The organism is Flavobacterium sp. MR2016-29 (assembly GCF_015350695.1).
GTDB lineage: Bacteria > Bacteroidota > Bacteroidia > Flavobacteriales > Flavobacteriaceae > Flavobacterium.
Map to the genome: position 1 here is coordinate 1,308,465 of NZ_JADKPU010000001.1, position 16,949 is coordinate 1,325,413.

Annotated in this window: 16 protein-coding genes and 1 tRNA gene; 15 read left to right on the forward strand and 2 right to left on the reverse strand. The window is 32.0% G+C overall.

What is annotated here, in order from left to right; translation table 11 throughout:
• Positions 1-3: 3 nt before the first annotated feature.
• From IR010_RS05860 to IR010_RS05890, 7 genes are all read left to right on the forward strand, one after another.
• Positions 4-696 carry a LolA family protein gene (locus IR010_RS05860; protein WP_051662694.1) on the forward strand — a complete coding sequence of 231 codons (693 nt, stop codon included), beginning with the start codon at positions 4-6 and terminating at the stop codon, positions 694-696.
• Between the two features lie 7 nt (positions 697-703).
• Positions 704-2,158, forward strand: a complete 1,455-nt coding sequence (locus IR010_RS05865) for an LptF/LptG family permease (protein ID WP_194602405.1) — start codon at positions 704-706, stop codon at positions 2,156-2,158.
• A 2-nt stretch (positions 2,159-2,160) separates the two neighbouring features.
• Positions 2,161-3,294 (forward strand): 3,4-dihydroxy-2-butanone-4-phosphate synthase, encoded by a 1,134-nt coding sequence (gene ribB, locus IR010_RS05870; protein WP_194602407.1) that lies wholly within the window; start codon positions 2,161-2,163, stop codon positions 3,292-3,294.
• 1 nt (position 3,295) lies between these two features.
• Positions 3,296-3,694: an acyl-CoA thioesterase gene (locus tag IR010_RS05875; RefSeq protein WP_029268515.1), complete on the forward strand. Its 399-nt coding sequence runs from the start codon at positions 3,296-3,298 to the stop codon at positions 3,692-3,694.
• A 150-nt stretch (positions 3,695-3,844) separates the two neighbouring features.
• Positions 3,845-3,929, forward strand: a tRNA-Ser gene (locus IR010_RS05880).
• A gap of 421 nt (positions 3,930-4,350) precedes the next feature.
• On the forward strand, positions 4,351-4,872 hold the full coding sequence (locus IR010_RS05885; RefSeq protein WP_194567309.1) for a hypothetical protein: 522 nt from the start codon (positions 4,351-4,353) through the stop codon (positions 4,870-4,872).
• A 318-nt stretch (positions 4,873-5,190) separates the two neighbouring features.
• A complete protein-coding gene (locus IR010_RS05890) occupies positions 5,191-6,276 on the forward strand; it encodes an adenylate/guanylate cyclase domain-containing protein (RefSeq protein ID WP_194567311.1) in 1,086 nt (361 codons plus the stop codon).
• Between the two features lie 274 nt (positions 6,277-6,550).
• On the opposite strand, the gene IR010_RS05895 is transcribed toward IR010_RS05890, so the two are convergent.
• Positions 6,551-7,153 carry a 2,3-bisphosphoglycerate-dependent phosphoglycerate mutase gene (locus IR010_RS05895; protein ID WP_194602409.1) on the reverse strand — a complete coding sequence of 201 codons (603 nt, stop codon included), beginning with the start codon at positions 7,151-7,153 and terminating at the stop codon, positions 6,551-6,553.
• A 402-nt stretch (positions 7,154-7,555) separates the two neighbouring features.
• Between IR010_RS05895 and IR010_RS05900 the strand changes: the two genes are divergently transcribed.
• The 7 genes from IR010_RS05900 to IR010_RS05930 all read left to right on the forward strand — a co-directional run bounded on the left by IR010_RS05900 (position 7,556) and on the right by IR010_RS05930 (position 14,450).
• The gene (locus tag IR010_RS05900) at positions 7,556-7,696 is read left to right on the forward strand and encodes a hypothetical protein (protein WP_194567315.1); all 141 of its coding nucleotides are present in this window, start codon (positions 7,556-7,558) and stop codon (positions 7,694-7,696) included.
• Between the two features lie 15 nt (positions 7,697-7,711).
• Positions 7,712-8,191 (forward strand): hypothetical protein, encoded by a 480-nt coding sequence (locus tag IR010_RS05905; protein ID WP_194567317.1) that lies wholly within the window; start codon positions 7,712-7,714, stop codon positions 8,189-8,191.
• A 78-nt stretch (positions 8,192-8,269) separates the two neighbouring features.
• Entirely contained in the window at positions 8,270-9,079 is an 810-nt protein-coding gene (locus IR010_RS05910; RefSeq protein ID WP_194602411.1) for a universal stress protein, read from the forward strand.
• 13 nt (positions 9,080-9,092) lie between these two features.
• Positions 9,093-11,606: a cation-translocating P-type ATPase gene (locus IR010_RS05915; protein ID WP_228515100.1), complete on the forward strand. Its 2,514-nt coding sequence runs from the start codon at positions 9,093-9,095 to the stop codon at positions 11,604-11,606.
• 379 nt (positions 11,607-11,985) lie between these two features.
• Entirely contained in the window at positions 11,986-12,408 is a 423-nt protein-coding gene (locus IR010_RS05920; RefSeq protein WP_029268399.1) for a response regulator, read from the forward strand.
• A 378-nt stretch (positions 12,409-12,786) separates the two neighbouring features.
• Complete coding sequence (locus tag IR010_RS05925) at positions 12,787-13,698, forward strand: group I intron-associated PD-(D/E)XK endonuclease (protein WP_194602412.1); 912 nt, start codon at positions 12,787-12,789, stop codon at positions 13,696-13,698.
• Positions 13,695-14,450, forward strand: a complete 756-nt coding sequence (locus IR010_RS05930; RefSeq protein ID WP_194602414.1) for a hypothetical protein — start codon at positions 13,695-13,697, stop codon at positions 14,448-14,450. The genes IR010_RS05925 and IR010_RS05930 overlap by 4 nt, the downstream gene beginning before the upstream one ends.
• Positions 14,451-14,455: 5 nt before the next feature.
• Here IR010_RS05930 and dcm read toward each other — a convergent pair whose 3' ends face one another.
• Positions 14,456-15,418 carry a DNA (cytosine-5-)-methyltransferase gene (gene dcm / locus IR010_RS05935; protein ID WP_029268392.1) on the reverse strand — a complete coding sequence of 321 codons (963 nt, stop codon included), beginning with the start codon at positions 15,416-15,418 and terminating at the stop codon, positions 14,456-14,458.
• 274 nt (positions 15,419-15,692) lie between these two features.
• On the opposite strand from dcm, the gene IR010_RS05940 reads away from it, so the two are divergent.
• Positions 15,693-16,712: a proline-specific peptidase family protein gene (locus IR010_RS05940; protein ID WP_029268386.1), complete on the forward strand. Its 1,020-nt coding sequence runs from the start codon at positions 15,693-15,695 to the stop codon at positions 16,710-16,712.
• The last annotated feature ends 237 nt before the right edge of the window (positions 16,713-16,949 follow it).

Genomic DNA, 16,949 nt, shown 5'->3' on the forward strand with positions numbered 1-16,949 from the left:
ATCATGAAAACAAAAATTCAGGAAATCAGAAACAATTCTATCACAAACATGACTAAAAAGTGTCTTCAAATGGCAGTTATTTTGCTTTTGAGCTTCACTTCTATTCAAGCTCAAGATAAAAAAGCCAAAGATTTATTGAACGAAGTAACTGCTAAAATAAAAAGTTACGATAACATTGTGATCGATTTTAAATATTCTTTGAATAATGCAAAAGAAAACATAAATCAGGATAGCAAAGGAAATGTAACTATGAAAGGAAATCAATATGTTTTGAATTTCATGGGCGTTACAAAAATATTTGATGGTCAAAAAACATACACAATTGTTCCTGAAGATGAAGAAGTTACTGTATCTAAAGTAAACGAAAAAGACGACAATGCTATTACGCCTTCAAAAATGCTTACTTTTTTTAACTCAGGATACAAATATAACATGGACATCGTTCAAAATGTTAAAGGAAGAAAGATTCAATACATCAAATTAGCACCAACTAATGCTAAAGATCAAAGAAAAGAAATTCTTTTGGGCATTGATGTTCAGACAAAACACATTTATAATTTGATTGAAACTGGTAAAAATGGAACAAAAACCACTTTAACCGTTAATTCTTTTAAAACCAATCAGCCTTTATCAAAAAATCAATTTACCTTTGTAGCGAGCAAATATCCAAAATACTACATCAACAAATTAGATTAAACCAAGGTTGAAAATTTTAGACAAATACTTACTAAAAACATTCCTGATTACATTTACTACGGTATTTGTAATCCTTTTTTTTATATTCATACTCCAGACAGTCTGGCTCTTTATCTCTGAACTTGCAGGGAAAGATCTAGATTTAATGCTGATTGTGAAGTTTCTTTTATTCTCAATGCCTCGAATAATTCCGCTGGTTTTACCGCTGTCTGTTCTATTGGCTTCAATTATGACATTTGGAAATCTTGCTGAGAATTATGAATTCGCAGCAATGAAATCTTCAGGAATATCATTACAAAGAGCCATGCGCGTTTTAATCGTTTTTATTTTTGTATTGAGTATTGTTGCATTTTGGTTTGCTAATAATGTGATTCCTTACGCAGAATACAAGTTTGTCAATTTCCGAAAAAATATTGCTCAGGCAAAACCAGCCATGGCAATTGCGGAAGGTCAATTTAATGATGTTGGAACTTATAATATTAAAGTAAATAAAAAATCAGGCGAAAACGGAAATATCTTAACCGGAGTTACCATTCATGAAAAAGCCAATAACGTTGGAGAAAATAAAACTGTTATTAAAGCAAAAAATGGTAAACTGATCAGTAATGAAAAATCAAGTATTTTAAAACTGGTTTTAAACGACGGTTATTACTACCAAGATGTCACCCCTAAAAAATATGAAGATCGTGCGAAATTGCCATTTGTAAAAGCGGCATTTAAAAAACAGATCATCAATATAGATCTTTCTGAATTAAATAAAGTTGATGAAGACAAAGAAAATGTAGGAAGTACAAACGGAATGTTAAACGTTAATGAGCTTCGCTATACTTTAGATTCATTAAACAAAAATTTAGATACTGAAATTCTATCTTTTTCAGAAAATATTAATCAGCGTGTTGGAATTAAAAAATCTCCAATCGAATCAAAAACAGATATAAAGAAAAAATCGTTGCCGAACGATCTTTTATCAATGTACACAAACAAACAAAAAGCGGATGTTTTAAGAATGGCCAGCGGAAACGTAACCAGTAACATTTATTCGATAGAAGCCACTCAAAAAGATTTAAAAGACAAGCAGCGTGACATTAACAAACACCTCAGCGCCTTATATGAGAAATTTGTAATTGCTTTTGCGTGTTTTTTAATGTTTTTTATCGGAGCTCCGCTTGGTGCTATTATTCGTAAAGGTGGTTTAGGACTGCCAATTGTATTTGCAGTTTTGATTTTTATTACCTTTCATTTTATCAATACATTTGGAAAAAGACTTTCTCAAGAAGGCGGAATGACCCCTTTTATGGGATCATGGATGTCCTCTTTTATATTATTGCCGTTAGCTATATTATTAACGTATCGTGCAACAAACGATAACGGATTAATAAACTTTGACGCGATTACAACACCAATATCACAATTCTTTCAAAAAATTTCCGAGCGCTTTTTTCCCGCTCAAAATCAACAATAATTATGTCAACAACAAAAATACAACTAAACACCATTGAAGAAGCTATAGAAGATATTCGTCAAGGTAAAGTAATCATTGTAGTAGATGATGAAGATCGTGAGAATGAAGGCGACTTTTTGGCGGCAGCCGAAAAAGTAACGCCAGAGATGATCAATTTCATGGCTACTCACGGACGCGGATTGATTTGTGCACCACTAACTGAAAGCCGTTGCAAGGAATTAGACCTAAGACCAATGGTTACCAATAATACAGATCATATGGAAACTGCTTTTACAGTTTCTGTTGATTTAAAAGGACACGGTGTAACGACAGGAATTTCTGCAGCAGACCGATCTAAAACTGTTTTAGCATTAACAGATTCGAGTATTAAACCACATGAATTAGCAAGACCTGGGCACATTTTCCCGTTAGTAGCTAAGCAAGGTGGTGTTTTAAGAAGAACTGGTCATACAGAAGCTGCAATTGACTTTGCAAGATTAGCCGGTTTTAAATCAGCAGGTGTTATCTGCGAAATTTTAAATGAAGACGGTACAATGTCTCGTTTGCCTGAATTGGCAAAAGTAGCTGAGAAATTTAATTTAAAATTAGTTTCGATTGAAGATTTAGTTGCTTACAGAATGCAGCACGATAGCTTGATCGTTAAAAAAGAAGATTTTGATATCGAAACTCGTTTTGGAACTTTTAGACTGAGAGCTTACGAGCAAACAACAAATAAACAAATTCATATTGCCTTAACAAAAGGAACCTGGAATCTTGGAGAACCGATATTAACTAGAATAAATTCTTCTCAGGTAAATAATGATTTATTAGGTACCTTAACTAACAATGCTGAACAGCAATTAGACGACATGTTTAAAGTAATTAATGAAAATGGCAAAGGCGCTGTTTTATTTATCAACCAAGATATGTCTGCTGTTAATTTGTTAAATAGAATTGCAGAACTTAAAACATTACAGGCAGAAGGTACAATGAAAGCTCCAAAGGTAATCATTGACAGCAAAGATTACGGAATTGGCGCTCAAATCTTACATGACATTGATATCTCTAAAATTAGATTAGTATCGAATACTGAGCAAACGAAACGTGTCGGAATGATTGGATACGGACTTGAAATCACCGAATATGTAAGCTACTAATATGGGTACAATCGAAGAAAGAATTATAAAATCTGAAACGCACATTTTTAAAGCCGTTTTTCCGAGTACAACGAATCATTATGACACTTTATTTGGAGGAACTGCACTTCATCTTATGGATGAAGTTGCTTTTATTTGTGCGACGCGTTTTAGCCGAAAAAAAGTGGTTACAATATCGACTGGCCAAATTGATTTTAAAAAAGCAATTCCAGCCGGAACTTTAATTGAATTAGTTGCAAAAGTGATTAATGTCGGAAGAACCAGCTGTAAGATTCATGTTGATATTTTCATGGAACAAATGTATTCAGAGCTTCGCGAAACTGTAGTTTCAGGAACTTTTTCGTTTGTTGCCGTTGATGAAAACAAAAAACCTGTGCCAATTTTAGACGATTTAAAATAATTTTCAAGAAATATCTTTTTCAGGAATACTGATAATTAAGCACTTGAAAATTTCTTAAAAAAAGTTTCAAAAAAAGTCCTGAAAAAGTTTTGATAACCGAAAAACCGTCTTATATTTGCACTCGCAATCAGCAAATGATCGCAACATACTGGAGAAATGGCAGAGCGGTCGAATGCGGCAGTCTTGAAAACTGTTGACTGTAACAGGTCCGGGGGTTCGAATCCCTCTTTCTCCGCGAAGGCCCGAAAACAAAGAAAAAATAAAATTTTCAAAAAAGGCCAAAAAGAGCGGTAAACCCTGCAAATCCAACGATTTGCAGGGTTTTTTCTTTTATTTCAAATTGTACGATTCGAAATCCCTTCTGTATGCAAAAGTCACAAAACTTTATCTTGCTTACAGCCAAAATAAATCTTGATTTAACTTTTGCAAACGAATTCATCACCGCGACAACCAAACACCTGATACAGATAATCCAAAGATTAAATAATTGCATTTTAATATCATTTTTAATATATTTATATGGATAAAAAACATTTACCGACTTAGATAAATTGATAAATAATACAGAAGACTAAGCAGTAACTTATTATAATTGAAACTCCTTCGACTACGATATTTATAATCCAGTTTGGCAATAACACAAAAAAATGTAAAAAATGATGAAACTAAAAATAACTTTAAGCATTATTATTGTGCTACTTAATATTATCTTAAGTAATGCGCAGGAAAAGAATAAGACTTCTGCAAGCGACTTTAAATTATTGGTTGGCAATTGGCAAGGTACTCTGACATATCTAGACTATTCATCAGGCAAACCTTATACGATGTCAGCAGAACTGGAAATTAAAAGGCTTGATAAAACAAATAAATTTATTTTTTCAAATATTTATCCAAAAGAACCTAGTGCAAATTCAGTTGATACTCTAACAATTTCATCTAACGGTGAATATATTGACAATGAATTAATAAAATTAAGGAAAAAACTAGAAAATGGCGAAATTGAAATTATTACCGAAAAACCAGGTAAAGATGGAAACGATAATAAACCAGCGATATTGAGATACACTTATACTATTAGTAAAACAGCTTTCAAGAAAAGAAAAGATGTCCAGTTTATAGGAGAGACTAAATGGATAAACAGGCATGAATATTCATATAAATTAAAATCCAGATCATAAACGGTTTGCAATATCAAAATACCTCTTTGCATAAACACCAAAACTTATCTGTAAATTAAAATTGTAAAATTTTGCATTCTATATTTGGTGTGTGAAAACAACATATCAATTATGGAATTACGCTTTTATTACAAAAATTAAGATTTTTTTTCTGTTATTTTTATAAAAAACAACTATATACCTTACTTAACAAACACTCTCCTTTTTTGCAGATCCTGACAGCAATACTATTGTTCAGGTCATGATAATGATTTATTTCCGCAAAAGGTTAATCATCAGCATCCCAAAAATGAATATCTTTGAGATTTATCTACTCAGATGATAACACCAAAATATAAAAGATATATTGCACGCATTTTACCATTTGGTATCATATGGCTTGTATTTAGTTTGATTTACACTATCCTTGAACGAGGACTTTTAGGTGAACTTAACTTTTATCCCTCATCGGGTAATGAATATATTTTTGGCCGAAATATTATAGTCATTCCACTGCTGGCTACTTTATTTGGAACCATAATTGGTATACTTGAAATCCTTTATTTTAAAAAATACTTCATCCATATTTGCTTCACAAAAAAGATTTTATATAAATCGTCTGTTTACCTGCTTATCATTATCTTCCTTCTCATCATAATATTTCTGACAACCGCTAAAGAAATGCCAACAGCAATTTACAGCAAGGGCTTTTGGCTTGTGATGTGGGCCTTCTTTAATGATTATTCCTTTCTTGGAATCCTAACGTACATTGCCAGCATTATTCTTATAGCCCAGTTCTATACCGAGGTAAGTGAAAGTATGGGTACTGGCCTTCTTACTAATTTTTTTCTCGGAAAATACTACAAGCCTGTAGAAGAAGAGAGGATATTTATGTTTCTGGATATGAAATCCTCTACACAGATTGCAGAAAAACTAGGACATGTAGTATATTTTCAGATGCTCCAACAGTATTTTTCAGATCTGAGCGACCCTGTAATTGAGTATTCCGGTGAAATATACCAATATGCAGGTGACGAGATGATTATATCTTGGAGATTGGAAAAAGGTCTTAAAAACAATACTTGTATACGCTGCTTTTTTGCTATGAAACAATCCTTGCTTGACAAATCAGCTGGGTATAAAGAAAAATATGGATTATCACCACAATTTAAAGCAGGAATGCATTGTGGAAAAGTTACAACGGGAGAAATTGGAGTATTAAAAAAAGAAATTATTTTTACCGGCGATGTACTTAATGCAACAGCACGAATTGAAGGACTTTGTAATCAATATAATGTTGATATTCTTTTATCTGGCCTGCTTGCTGAAAAGCTTGACCTTAATACATACTATAAAGTACAATCACTAGGAAAAAACACTTTGAGGGGCAAGGACGAGCAATTTGAATTATTTACTTTGAATTAAAAATAATTAAATTTGTATACTCTTACCTGACAATATTTAAAAGCTCTAAAATCAATTGATTTTGGAGCTTTAATTTTTGTGATCTATACTCTTCATTTTATGTTTAAAAAGAAATCCCTTTTTTCAACATTGCCCTTACTTCATGCTCCCTGCCAGTTAAGCAATGTTGTAAAACACAAAGACAGGGGATAATATTTTCTGCTTTTTTATTTAAAATTGTTTATTATTGTGCTCACTAATGAGATTATATTATGAACTGATACAATATTACAAACTATAAATCACTTACACTGGAAAGAAGGAGGCTTGTCTCAAAATTATACACCCTTGGTATTCCGGTTGCAATATTTACTTTAACAATCTCAAGTGGATTTATATTTTCAAGGTACATCATTAAGGATCTTAAACTGTTGCCATGAGCTACCAGTAATACATTCTCTCCTTTTTTTAATTTAGGCTCTATTTCTAATTTATAATAAGGAACTACACGGTTGTAAGTGTCTAAAAGGCTTTCTCCTCCGGGAGGACATATATCGTAACTTCTTCTCCAGATATCCACTTGGCCCAAACCATATTTTTGTGCTGTTTCATCTTTGTTTAGCCCTTGCAAAGTGCCGTACATACGCTCATTAAAAGCTTTATTTTTAACAATAGGAATCGTTGCCTTCATTTCATTCAGGATAATCTGCAGGCTCTCCTGTGCTCTTGTAAGCATCGAAGTGTATGCTATATTAAAAACATAACCTATTAATTTTTGTCCTGCCTGTTTTGCCTGTTCTTTTCCAAGATCAGTGAGTGGAATATCTAGAATTCCTGTAAAACGATTCTCTAAATTATAAAGCGATTGTCCATGTCTGACAAAGATTAATAGTGCCATTTTTTTTCTTTAAAACTAATATCAAAGCTAACGTAAAAATAGCTAAAAAAAAGTGTTCCAGATCACTTATTGCAATGTTTATGATCATTTCTCAATTGGTTGTTTTGGGTCAAATTTGCTAGACAGATTTAAAAATTCAATATTCTAAAAATTACAATCATGAAAACATTATTCGCACTTATCGCACTGGCCGCTTTGACAGCCACTATTCTTATGGATACTGTAGGCAGAAGAGTCAAACCCAGCTAAAACCAATAATTAACTCTATTTCCTTATGTGTTTTTCTGCTACAGCCAGTTTCACTGCTGGGATCGTCCTTTCAGTTATTGAGGTTGTCTCCATAAAAAAATACAACATCGCTCACTAGCTACAGCTGTTTATACCTAATAAAAATGGTCCTACATGCAAACCAGTATCACTTATTTTTATTTGATTATTGCACAAATTATATGGCCGGTCTGGGTTCAGAGTGCCATACTGCTAACTGACACAGTTCCTGCAACAGCAGATTTTATGCGTAAAGTAAATGAAATTCATAAATAAAAAAGTACCCAAAAGATGAAAAAACTGAACCCCTTCATTGCTGTCATTTTTGTAATCTCGATAAGTATAATTCTGCTCAACCGCTATACCCAGTTTAATATTAATGATTATCGGGTACATTTCTTTTTTTTGTTTTTTGCCACGTCATCATTGGTAATCATTATTGGTCAATTCTTTAAAAAATTACAAACCAACTGGTCTATTATTTCTGTAGCTATAATTATTGGTATCTTATGTGTACTCAAAGCTTTTTTTACATGGGGAGGAGACTGGAAAACTCAAACAGTGCTTTACAGCAATATCGACAATCCAGCTAAAACCATTAATTATCAGCTTAGAGGAGACCGATTTGCATTTGGCTACAAAAAACGTGTTGTCAGTATTTATCGTTTAGCACCTTTTATAGAGTGGACAACAGATATAGATACGCTTCATTTAGACAAAACAAAATGGAAAAAACTAAATCTAAAACTCAATGAAATGAAGCTCAAATAAAAAAATCATACTCTAAAAACTACTGAAATAAATTTAGATATACCTCAAAATTAAAATTTAAGTTTTAAAGTAAATACCATGATAAAATTACTTGTTACCACCGATTTCTCAAATATCTCAAGAGCAGGTATACGATTTGCCATCCAATTTGCTTCTCAAACTCCATGTGAACTCATATTTTATAGCGTAAACACAAAAACCTTTGAGGATAATATCGATAATTATTATAAAAAAACCACGCAGGATTATAAACTTAAAAAATTCATACTATCTATTTACAAAACAACTAAAAAAGAAGTTGGCAAAGTAGAATTTGTAACTGAGAACAATACTCAAGTGGACACGACCATTATTGCTTATGCTGAAAAATGCCATGCCGATTTTATTTGTATTAATACATCAGGTCCCGGAATATTTAATCATTTGATAGGAACTACTGCTGCAAAACTGGTTACTACTTCCCCTATTCCAGTTTTGCTTGTCCCTTATACCTATCGCATGAAGCCAATAAATCTTTTATTGTATGCCTCAGATCTTGTAAAACTAGGTGTTGAACTCCCTTTTGTTAAAAAATTCGCCACTCTGTTTGCTGCAGAGATTGCAGTGTATCACTACAATGATTTATTAGATCAGGGTGATTTTAAGGAAAGCTTTAATCAGATTGCACAAAACTATAAATCAGAAAAAGTCTCGTTTAATTTTAAAAAATTAAATATTGAATATTCTTTACTCAATCATTTAAAAGTAGATATCCTCAAGGTAAAACCCTCAATAATTGTGATGTTTACCAAACAAAACCGTGATTGGTTTGAACGTCATTTTCTATCGAGTAAAACCAAGGAATTGGGTTTTGACACACATACTCCTATTCTTGTTTTCAGAAAGTAAAAAAAGCAGCTTAATGATGATTACAAACAAATTCAATACAGATGGTTTAACAACTGCTCAAGTACTTGCGGCAAGAAAGAAATATGGTCAAAATGTATCTTTATATAAAAAGACGAACCGTTATACTCTTGCGATGATTCGAATAATAAAGGAACCCATGATGATACTGCTTTTCATTGCATCAAGCATTTATTTTCTTAGCGGAAAACTTGCTGATGGTTTCTTTTTAGCCTCAGCAATTGTTTTGATTGCGGCTATTTCATCTTATCAAAATGCCAGAAGTCGAAATGCTTTAGAGCAGTTGAAAAATTTCACCAGACCCAAATGCAAAGTCATTAGAAATGGTAATTCAGTAGAAATAAAAACAGAAGAGATTGTTATTGGAGACAGTCTTCTGGTAGAAGAAGGCATTTTAATTGCTGCCGATGGAATTATATGTCATTCTAATGATTTTTCTGTAAATGAATCGATTCTTACTGGAGAATCTATGGCAGTCAGCAAAGATAAAGCAACCGACGACAATGCAATCTATCAAGGGACGACTGTTGTAGGCGGATTAGCCATTGCAACGGTTACTGCCATTGGAAGCGAAACCAAACTGGGCAAAATAGGCAAAAGCCTGGAGGCAATAAAAGAAGAAAAAACACCTTTAGAAATTCAGATTAGCAATTTCGTAAAAAAAATGGCTCTCGCCGGAGCCATAGTTTTTTTTATTGTATGGGGGATCAACTATTTTCACACTTTTAATGTATTCGACAGTTTGCTAAAAGCGCTTACCTTGGCGATGAGTATCCTGCCTGAAGAAATCCCAATCGCTTTTACCACCTTTATGGCTATTGGCGCATGGCGAATGATGAAAGAAGGAATTATTGTCAAACAAATGAAAACAGTCGAAACATTAGGGAGTGCGACCGTAATTTGTATTGATAAAACAGGCACCATTACACAAAACAAAATGAGTCTGGCTAAAATTTTTTCTTTAAAATCAGAGAAAATTACAGACTTAGAGGGCTCAATATCTGAAGAGGAGAAAAAATTAATTACCCTATCAATGTGGGCAAGTGAACCCATTCCTTTTGACCCTATGGAAATCGCACTTCATGAAGCATATTCGAAAGTAATTGAAAAAGACCAGAGACCCGATTTCAAACTGGTACATGAATATCCTTTGTCAGGAAAGCCACCTATGATGACGCATATTTTTGAAAATAAATCAGGTACTAAAATCATCGCTACAAAAGGAGGCGCAGAAGCATTAATGAAATTATCCGTAATTACTTCAGATAATAAAACAATAATTCTAAAAGCAATACAAGAATTATCACAGGAAGGTTATCGCGTTCTGGCAGTAGGAGAAACTCACAATACCACTTCGCATTATCCTAAAACCCAACAGGAATTTAAATTTGAATTCATAGGATTATTAGCCTTTTATGATCCTCCAAAAAAAAATATCAAACTCGTTTTACAGCATTTTTATAGAGCTGGAATCAATGTAAAGATCATTACTGGAGACAATTCTCTGACTACTTCATCTATCGCTCAACAAATCGGTTTTAAAGGATATGAAAAAAGCATTTCTGGAGATGAGCTGATGAAACTCACTAACAAAAAACTCAAAAAATGCGTTAGAGACACTACTTTATTTACCAGAATGTTTCCTGAGGCTAAACTGAAAATTATCAATGCGCTGAAATCAAATAAGGAAATTGTTGCTATGACAGGTGATGGAGTAAATGATGGTCCGGCACTAAAAGCCGCTCATATCGGAATTGCCATGGGCAAAAAAGGAACTGAAATTGCCAAGCAGGCAGCGTCCCTTATTTTGGTCAATGATGATTTATCGAAAATGGTGCATGCCATTGCCATGGGAAGAAAGATTTATGCGAACATAAAAAAATCAATTCAGTTCATTATCTCAATACATATTCCAATTATACTTACTGTTTTTATTCCACTAGTAATGGGATGGCGATATCCTAATATACTTTCCCCTATTCACATTATCTTTTTAGAATTGATCATGGGTCCAACCTGCTCCATTGTATATGAAAATGAGCCAATGGAAAAAAACACTATGGCACAGGAACCAAGACCTTTCACTTCTACATTTTTTAATTGGAAGGAACTCTCCACCAGTATAATTCAAGGATTGATGATCACTATCGGAACACTGTTTACCTATCAATATTGTATCTATAATGGATATAACGAACAGTATACCCGGACTATGGTTTTTATTGTATTGGTAACTGCCAATATCTTTTTGACATTAATGAATCGCTCTTTTTATTATTCCATTTTTACAACATTACTTTACAAAAATAATTTAGTTCCATTAATTATAAGTATTACTATTTTCATTACCGGAATATTGCTTTACATAAAACCATTTGCAAAATTCTTTGCTTTCGAATCTCTTAGTATTCCTTTGCTGTGTATGGCAATTGGGGTAGGTTTTTTATCTGTAATCTGGTATGAATTGGTAAAATTATGGAAACGGAATTTTAAGGAATTCAAAGCCTGAGTTATTTGACTTTGAATTGTATTAGATGTCTGTAATTTCGAGTAAAACAGCATTTCATTGGCACCTTCTAAACTATTTAAGAAAAGGAATAAATAATACAGTAAAACCAATAATTGTTCCTGCATATGAATGCTGTTGAAGATATGAGTCGACTTGTTTTTAAATAACTTCTTTAGAATTTAGGACAAGAAATTCTAAATATCTAAGGTATTTCTATTTGCAGAATAATTTGCACAAAATTGTGTCGAATATCCAAAAGAGAACAGCCTATTAAAAAAGGGTTCAGCTAAATATATCAAATGCTCACAAATACTTTATACTCTAATTATGAATATGTTAAATAAACTTTATACATTTATATACTCTTAAAACTAATAAAATGATAAAGAACGGTAATATTCTAATAATAGAAGATGATGCAGATGACAAGGAGATTTTAGAAGATGTAATTGTATCTCTTGGCAACACTAACAAAATCGTCTGGAAAACTAATGGAGAAGAAGCACTTTCTTACTTATGTACAAGTAATGAAAAAATGCTGATTATTTTTTGCGATGTGAACATGCCAATTATGAATGGTCTGGAATTAAAGCGACTAATAGATGCTGAACCGGTTCTTAGAAAAAAAAGTATACCGTTCGTTTTTTATTCAACCGCCGCAACGGAAAATGCTATCGAAGAAGCTTATACTACACTTAGTATTCAAGGTTTTTTTAGAAAAGAAAATGACTATCATAAAACAAAATCAATTGTCAATACTGTACTTGAATATTGGAAAAACTGCGTTCATCCAAATACATAAATTTGCTGCTTTAAATATTCTAAAAGTGCTGCGTTTATCTAGAATATTAATCATTGCTTTCAATATCGCATTTATCTGCACACGTTAATCATACAATAATAAACAACAAGCTTTACAGAAGACAAAACTTTGAATCCTTTGCATTATCACAAATCATTTGTCTATATAAACTTAAAATCAAAATCTCAAAAAAATATCAAACGGGTTTAATCTTAATAGAAGTTGTTTATTTAATTTTAAAAACTAAAATTCCTTTTTAATAAAATTCGTGCACTTAATATTCATTAAAAATTTTAATTTTTTATAAGTAAATTCGCATTACTTTTTAGTAATTTATTTTATTAAAGGAATAAAAACATATACCTGATTCAGTTGAACATGAATGATAAACAGATCGAATTTATTCAATTAAACATACAAGAAATAAACGATGTTAATTTCAGCTTAAGCAGCAAAGAAGGATTAGCATTATTTGGCTCAATAACAAACTTAAAAACCTTTTTGAAAGGATATTTTATCACAAGATTAAATGAAGGTGAATTTAGTAAACAACTTATAAAAGAATTTACAGATAAGCATTTTGTAAAAGCCAAAATAACCGAAATTGCTAACCTGCATTTAATAGCAAAATCAGATCTGCAATCTTTTTATGATGAAGTACTTCAGAGCACTTTAATCAACGAAATAAACAAAGATGAATTCATTATTAACGCTTTGAATTTTATTCAAAACAGTATTTCAAATCAACATCAATTCGCATATACAAAAACTTCTTTAAGAAAAATATTAGAGAAACAATATGATTTCATTTTCTCAAACGGATTTCCAACAAATCTCTTAAATATAAATACAGGAGTGATGACGGCTAATGCTGGAGACAGTGCACAATTTTTATTTTTGGCAAGGGCAATTCTGGCTGGATATAACTGCTCGAATGTGGACGTTCGTTCTAGCAGATATGATGCTGTCGTCGATTTTAATAATGTTTTATTACGACTTCAAATTAAAGGTGTTTCAAGCAGTAATGCTATAAGTTTTAAAGACAGGGATCGTGGCGGACAAGGCATCGACCATACACATATAACAAACAAAGGAAAGCGAATTACTTCTGCAGATTGTGATATTTATGTTGCTGTAGATAAAGAAATTGGAATTTGCTATTTAATTCCGATGAGTCATGTAGATAGTCTAGACGAAAGCGAAATTACCAGCATAAATCTAAACACTTTAATACAATACAAAGAAAACTGGAATATAATAGCAGAAGTTGCAGAAACTAGAAAATTATGAAACTAGATTTTCAAAAAAAACTAGATGCTGATTATTACACTGTTAATAATCGAAAACCTTTTAAAGGCAGCCAAATAGATAAAACTGATTTAGAAAAAGTTTTAAACTTTGCTTATGAAATGTGCTTTGGAGCAGGTCATCACAGATCAACCAGAACTGGTGGCCAGTATGGAAGGAAAAATGGAGAAAAATTTTGCAATACTTTTCAGGGGAAATTAGCAGAAGTTATATTATACAATTATTTTAAATCAAACGCTATTAAATCTAGCGAGCTAGACTTTGGGATATATAAAGAAGGGATATGGGATGATTCTGATTTAACAATTAATGATAAAAAAATCAATGTGAAATCTGCAGCATTCCAATCTAATCTTTTATTGCTTGAAACTAAAGACTGGAACACAAAAGCACAATACATTCCAAACCTTAATACCGGATTAACATCTTCATATGACTATTTTATTCTAGTGCGCATTAATCCTGATATAAAAAGATTATTCCGAAACAAACGGCTAATATTCAATGACAGTATTCCGAAATCTGATATTCAAGAACTAATCTTTGCCTCAACTTGGATATACGATATTGCAGGATATTGTACCACAGATGATTTAATACAAACAATTTCAGATAACAATATATTGCCTCAAAATTCCATTTTAAATCAAAGTACTAAAATGGATGCTGAAAACTACTATATACAATGTGGATATATGAAAGACATTGAAGAACTTATAAAAACTCTTCAATAAAAAAATTATTTAATAGATTTTAGAACCTTCATTATATTTTTTGACACTGCTTCTATCACAGGTACACTAACCGAATTACCCGCTTGTTTATACAAATGTGAATTTGCAATTTTAGGAATTTTGAAGGTGTCAGGAAAACCTTGAAAACGTAAGCATTCTCTAGGTGTTAATTTTCTAAAGCCAAAATCTGTTTTTATCAAAGGGACATTATGTCCGCCTGTACCCATATTAGCCGTTAACGTAGGACAAACATTTGATTTGTTCTCCCTTACATATTGTCTTCGGAATTGATAAACTGTTTTATCAGAAGTCATTTCTTTTTGAAGCATATCAAACATGTAACGATCTTCTCTATAATAAAAATCATCTTCTACTTTTTCATTGATAACTAAATCCTTTATGGTTTTAGTTAATTTATCCTCTTTAGGAAATTCAAAAATGGCTTCTGGATTTTCAATTGCTAATGTGTCAAAGGCAACCATAAAAATACGCTCTCTATTATGAGGAATATTTCCATAATCCTTAGTATTCAAAACTTTAGATTGAAAAGAGTATTTCCTGTCTCGCAAAGATTTTTCAATAACTTTCATCGTATTCCCATGGTCATGAGTAACAAGATTTTTTACATTTTCTAAGAATACAACTTTTGGCCTCATAGTATCTACAAAGTCTAATATTCTAAAAAAATGATTTCCTCTGTTATCGTCAAAACCTTTTCTGTATCCAGCAACCGAGAAAGGCTGACAAGGAAATCCTGCTGTCAATACATCAATTTTAGGAATTCCATCGACATCTAATTGCAATACATCACCTTCAATTAAATTATGCTTAAAGTTTTCTCTATACGTAATACATGCACTTTTATCATATTCATTTGCCCAAAGTAAATCAAAACCTGACTTTTTAAATCCTAAACAAATTCCACCAATCCCTGCATATAGACTTCCAACAGTAAATTTATTGCTCATTTTATATATTGCTAATTATAGTATGCGACTCTAATTGTACGTAATCATTTTTACAAAGATAGCTATTCAAAATCGAATAAAATATTGCTTTTTAAAATTCAAAATAAAAACGATTTCAACTTTATAAAATAATATTTTTTAGCTAAAATATATTTTGAAAGTTCTTAATTCAGAAAATGCAGCCTTTACAGCCTTTAACATAATAACTTATATGTTTAATTCGTACTTTAGTTTTAAATAAATGCAGAAAGTAATAATCTTTAATTCTAAAAATATGCGTCGCATTCTACTTCTATCAGCAATAATATTAACTGCTTCATGTAAAAAAGAAAGCCAATCTGTTACATTGCCAGAATATTTTACCTACGAAAAAAATGGAAATGTAGAATCTGCAGGAGTTAAAATGATCCCAATAAAGACTCCAGTTGGCGAGTTTAAAGTTTGGACAAAACGTTTTGGAAATAATCCAAAAATTAAAATACTTTTATTACACGGCGGCCCTGCCATGACCCATGAATATATGGAGTGTTTTGAAACATTCTTTCAACGTGAAGGTTTTGAATTTTATGAATACGACCAACTAGGATCTTACTATAGCGATCAGCCAAAAGACAGCACATTATGGACAACAGAGCGTTTTGTCGAAGAAGTTGAACAAGTCCGTAAGGCAATAGGAGCTGATAATAATAACTTTTATGTATTAGGAAATTCGTGGGGCGGAATTCTTGCAATGGAATATGCTTTAAAATATCAACAAAATTTAAAAGGATTATTAGTTTCTAATATGATGGCAAGTGCCCCCGATTACGGAAAATACGCTAATGAAGTATTATCAAAACAAATGAAACCAGAGATACTCGCAGAGATAAGATCTCTCGAAGCAAAAAAAGATTTCAACAACCCAAGATACATGGAATTATTGATTCCAAATTTTTACAAGGAGCATCTTTGTAGATTAAAAGAATGGCCAGATGGACTAAATCGAGCCAGTAAACATGTTAATGGTGAAATTTATACCATGATGCAAGGACCAAGCGAGTTTGGAATCAGTGGACGCTTAGCAAAATGGGACATTAAAAATCGTTTACATGAAATAAATATACCAACATTAATGATTGGTGCAAAATATGACACTATGGATCCGAAAGCTATGGAAGAGCAGAGCAAATTAGTCAAAAAGGGTCGCTTTTTGTATTGCCCAAATGGGAGTCATTTAGCAATGTGGGATGACCAAAAGATATTTATGAATGGCGTTATTGATTTTATAAATGATGTTGACTCTAAGAAATTTTAAAACTACATAAAAAACAATCAACTCATTATCAAGAATATAAACCAAAAAAAAAAAAAAACTATATTCTCTTACCAATTATCTTTCTTCAGCATTCCGTCTTATTGAAAAAATAAAGGAAGATTAGAGATTCTAAAAAGCTTGCAATAAATGAAATTTTTTCTTTCAAAACATTTTTCACTTCAGCAGGTCCTGCCGGAGTATTTCTCAGGCATTATTTTTAGAAGAGTGTGCAAAACG

What these genes read in the sequence shown, in the direction of transcription:
- IR010_RS05875 (WP_029268515.1), top strand. Translation starts at nt 3,296, where the DNA reads ATGGGTACAATCGAAGAAAGAATTATAAAATCTGAAACGCACATTTTT.
- IR010_RS05910 (WP_194602411.1), top strand. Translation starts at nt 8,270, where the DNA reads ATGATAAAATTACTTGTTACCACCGATTTCTCAAATATCTCAAGAGCA.
- IR010_RS05895 (WP_194602409.1), bottom strand. Translation starts at nt 7,153, where the DNA reads ATGGCACTATTAATCTTTGTCAGACATGGACAATCGCTTTATAATTTA.
- IR010_RS05905 (WP_194567317.1), top strand. Translation starts at nt 7,712, where the DNA reads ATGAAAAAACTGAACCCCTTCATTGCTGTCATTTTTGTAATCTCGATA.
- IR010_RS05925 (WP_194602412.1), top strand. Translation starts at nt 12,787, where the DNA reads ATGAATGATAAACAGATCGAATTTATTCAATTAAACATACAAGAAATA.
- ribB (WP_194602407.1), top strand. Translation starts at nt 2,161, where the DNA reads ATGTCAACAACAAAAATACAACTAAACACCATTGAAGAAGCTATAGAA.
- IR010_RS05920 (WP_029268399.1), top strand. Translation starts at nt 11,986, where the DNA reads ATGATAAAGAACGGTAATATTCTAATAATAGAAGATGATGCAGATGAC.
- IR010_RS05915 (WP_228515100.1), top strand. Translation starts at nt 9,093, where the DNA reads ATGATGATTACAAACAAATTCAATACAGATGGTTTAACAACTGCTCAA.
- dcm (WP_029268392.1), bottom strand. Translation starts at nt 15,418, where the DNA reads ATGAGCAATAAATTTACTGTTGGAAGTCTATATGCAGGGATTGGTGGA.
- IR010_RS05885 (WP_194567309.1), top strand. Translation starts at nt 4,351, where the DNA reads ATGATGAAACTAAAAATAACTTTAAGCATTATTATTGTGCTACTTAAT.
- IR010_RS05860 (WP_051662694.1), top strand. Translation starts at nt 4, where the DNA reads ATGAAAACAAAAATTCAGGAAATCAGAAACAATTCTATCACAAACATG.
- IR010_RS05890 (WP_194567311.1), top strand. Translation starts at nt 5,191, where the DNA reads ATGATAACACCAAAATATAAAAGATATATTGCACGCATTTTACCATTT.
- IR010_RS05930 (WP_194602414.1), top strand. Translation starts at nt 13,695, where the DNA reads ATGAAACTAGATTTTCAAAAAAAACTAGATGCTGATTATTACACTGTT.
- IR010_RS05900 (WP_194567315.1), top strand. Translation starts at nt 7,556, where the DNA reads ATGCAAACCAGTATCACTTATTTTTATTTGATTATTGCACAAATTATA.
- IR010_RS05940 (WP_029268386.1), top strand. Translation starts at nt 15,693, where the DNA reads ATGCGTCGCATTCTACTTCTATCAGCAATAATATTAACTGCTTCATGT.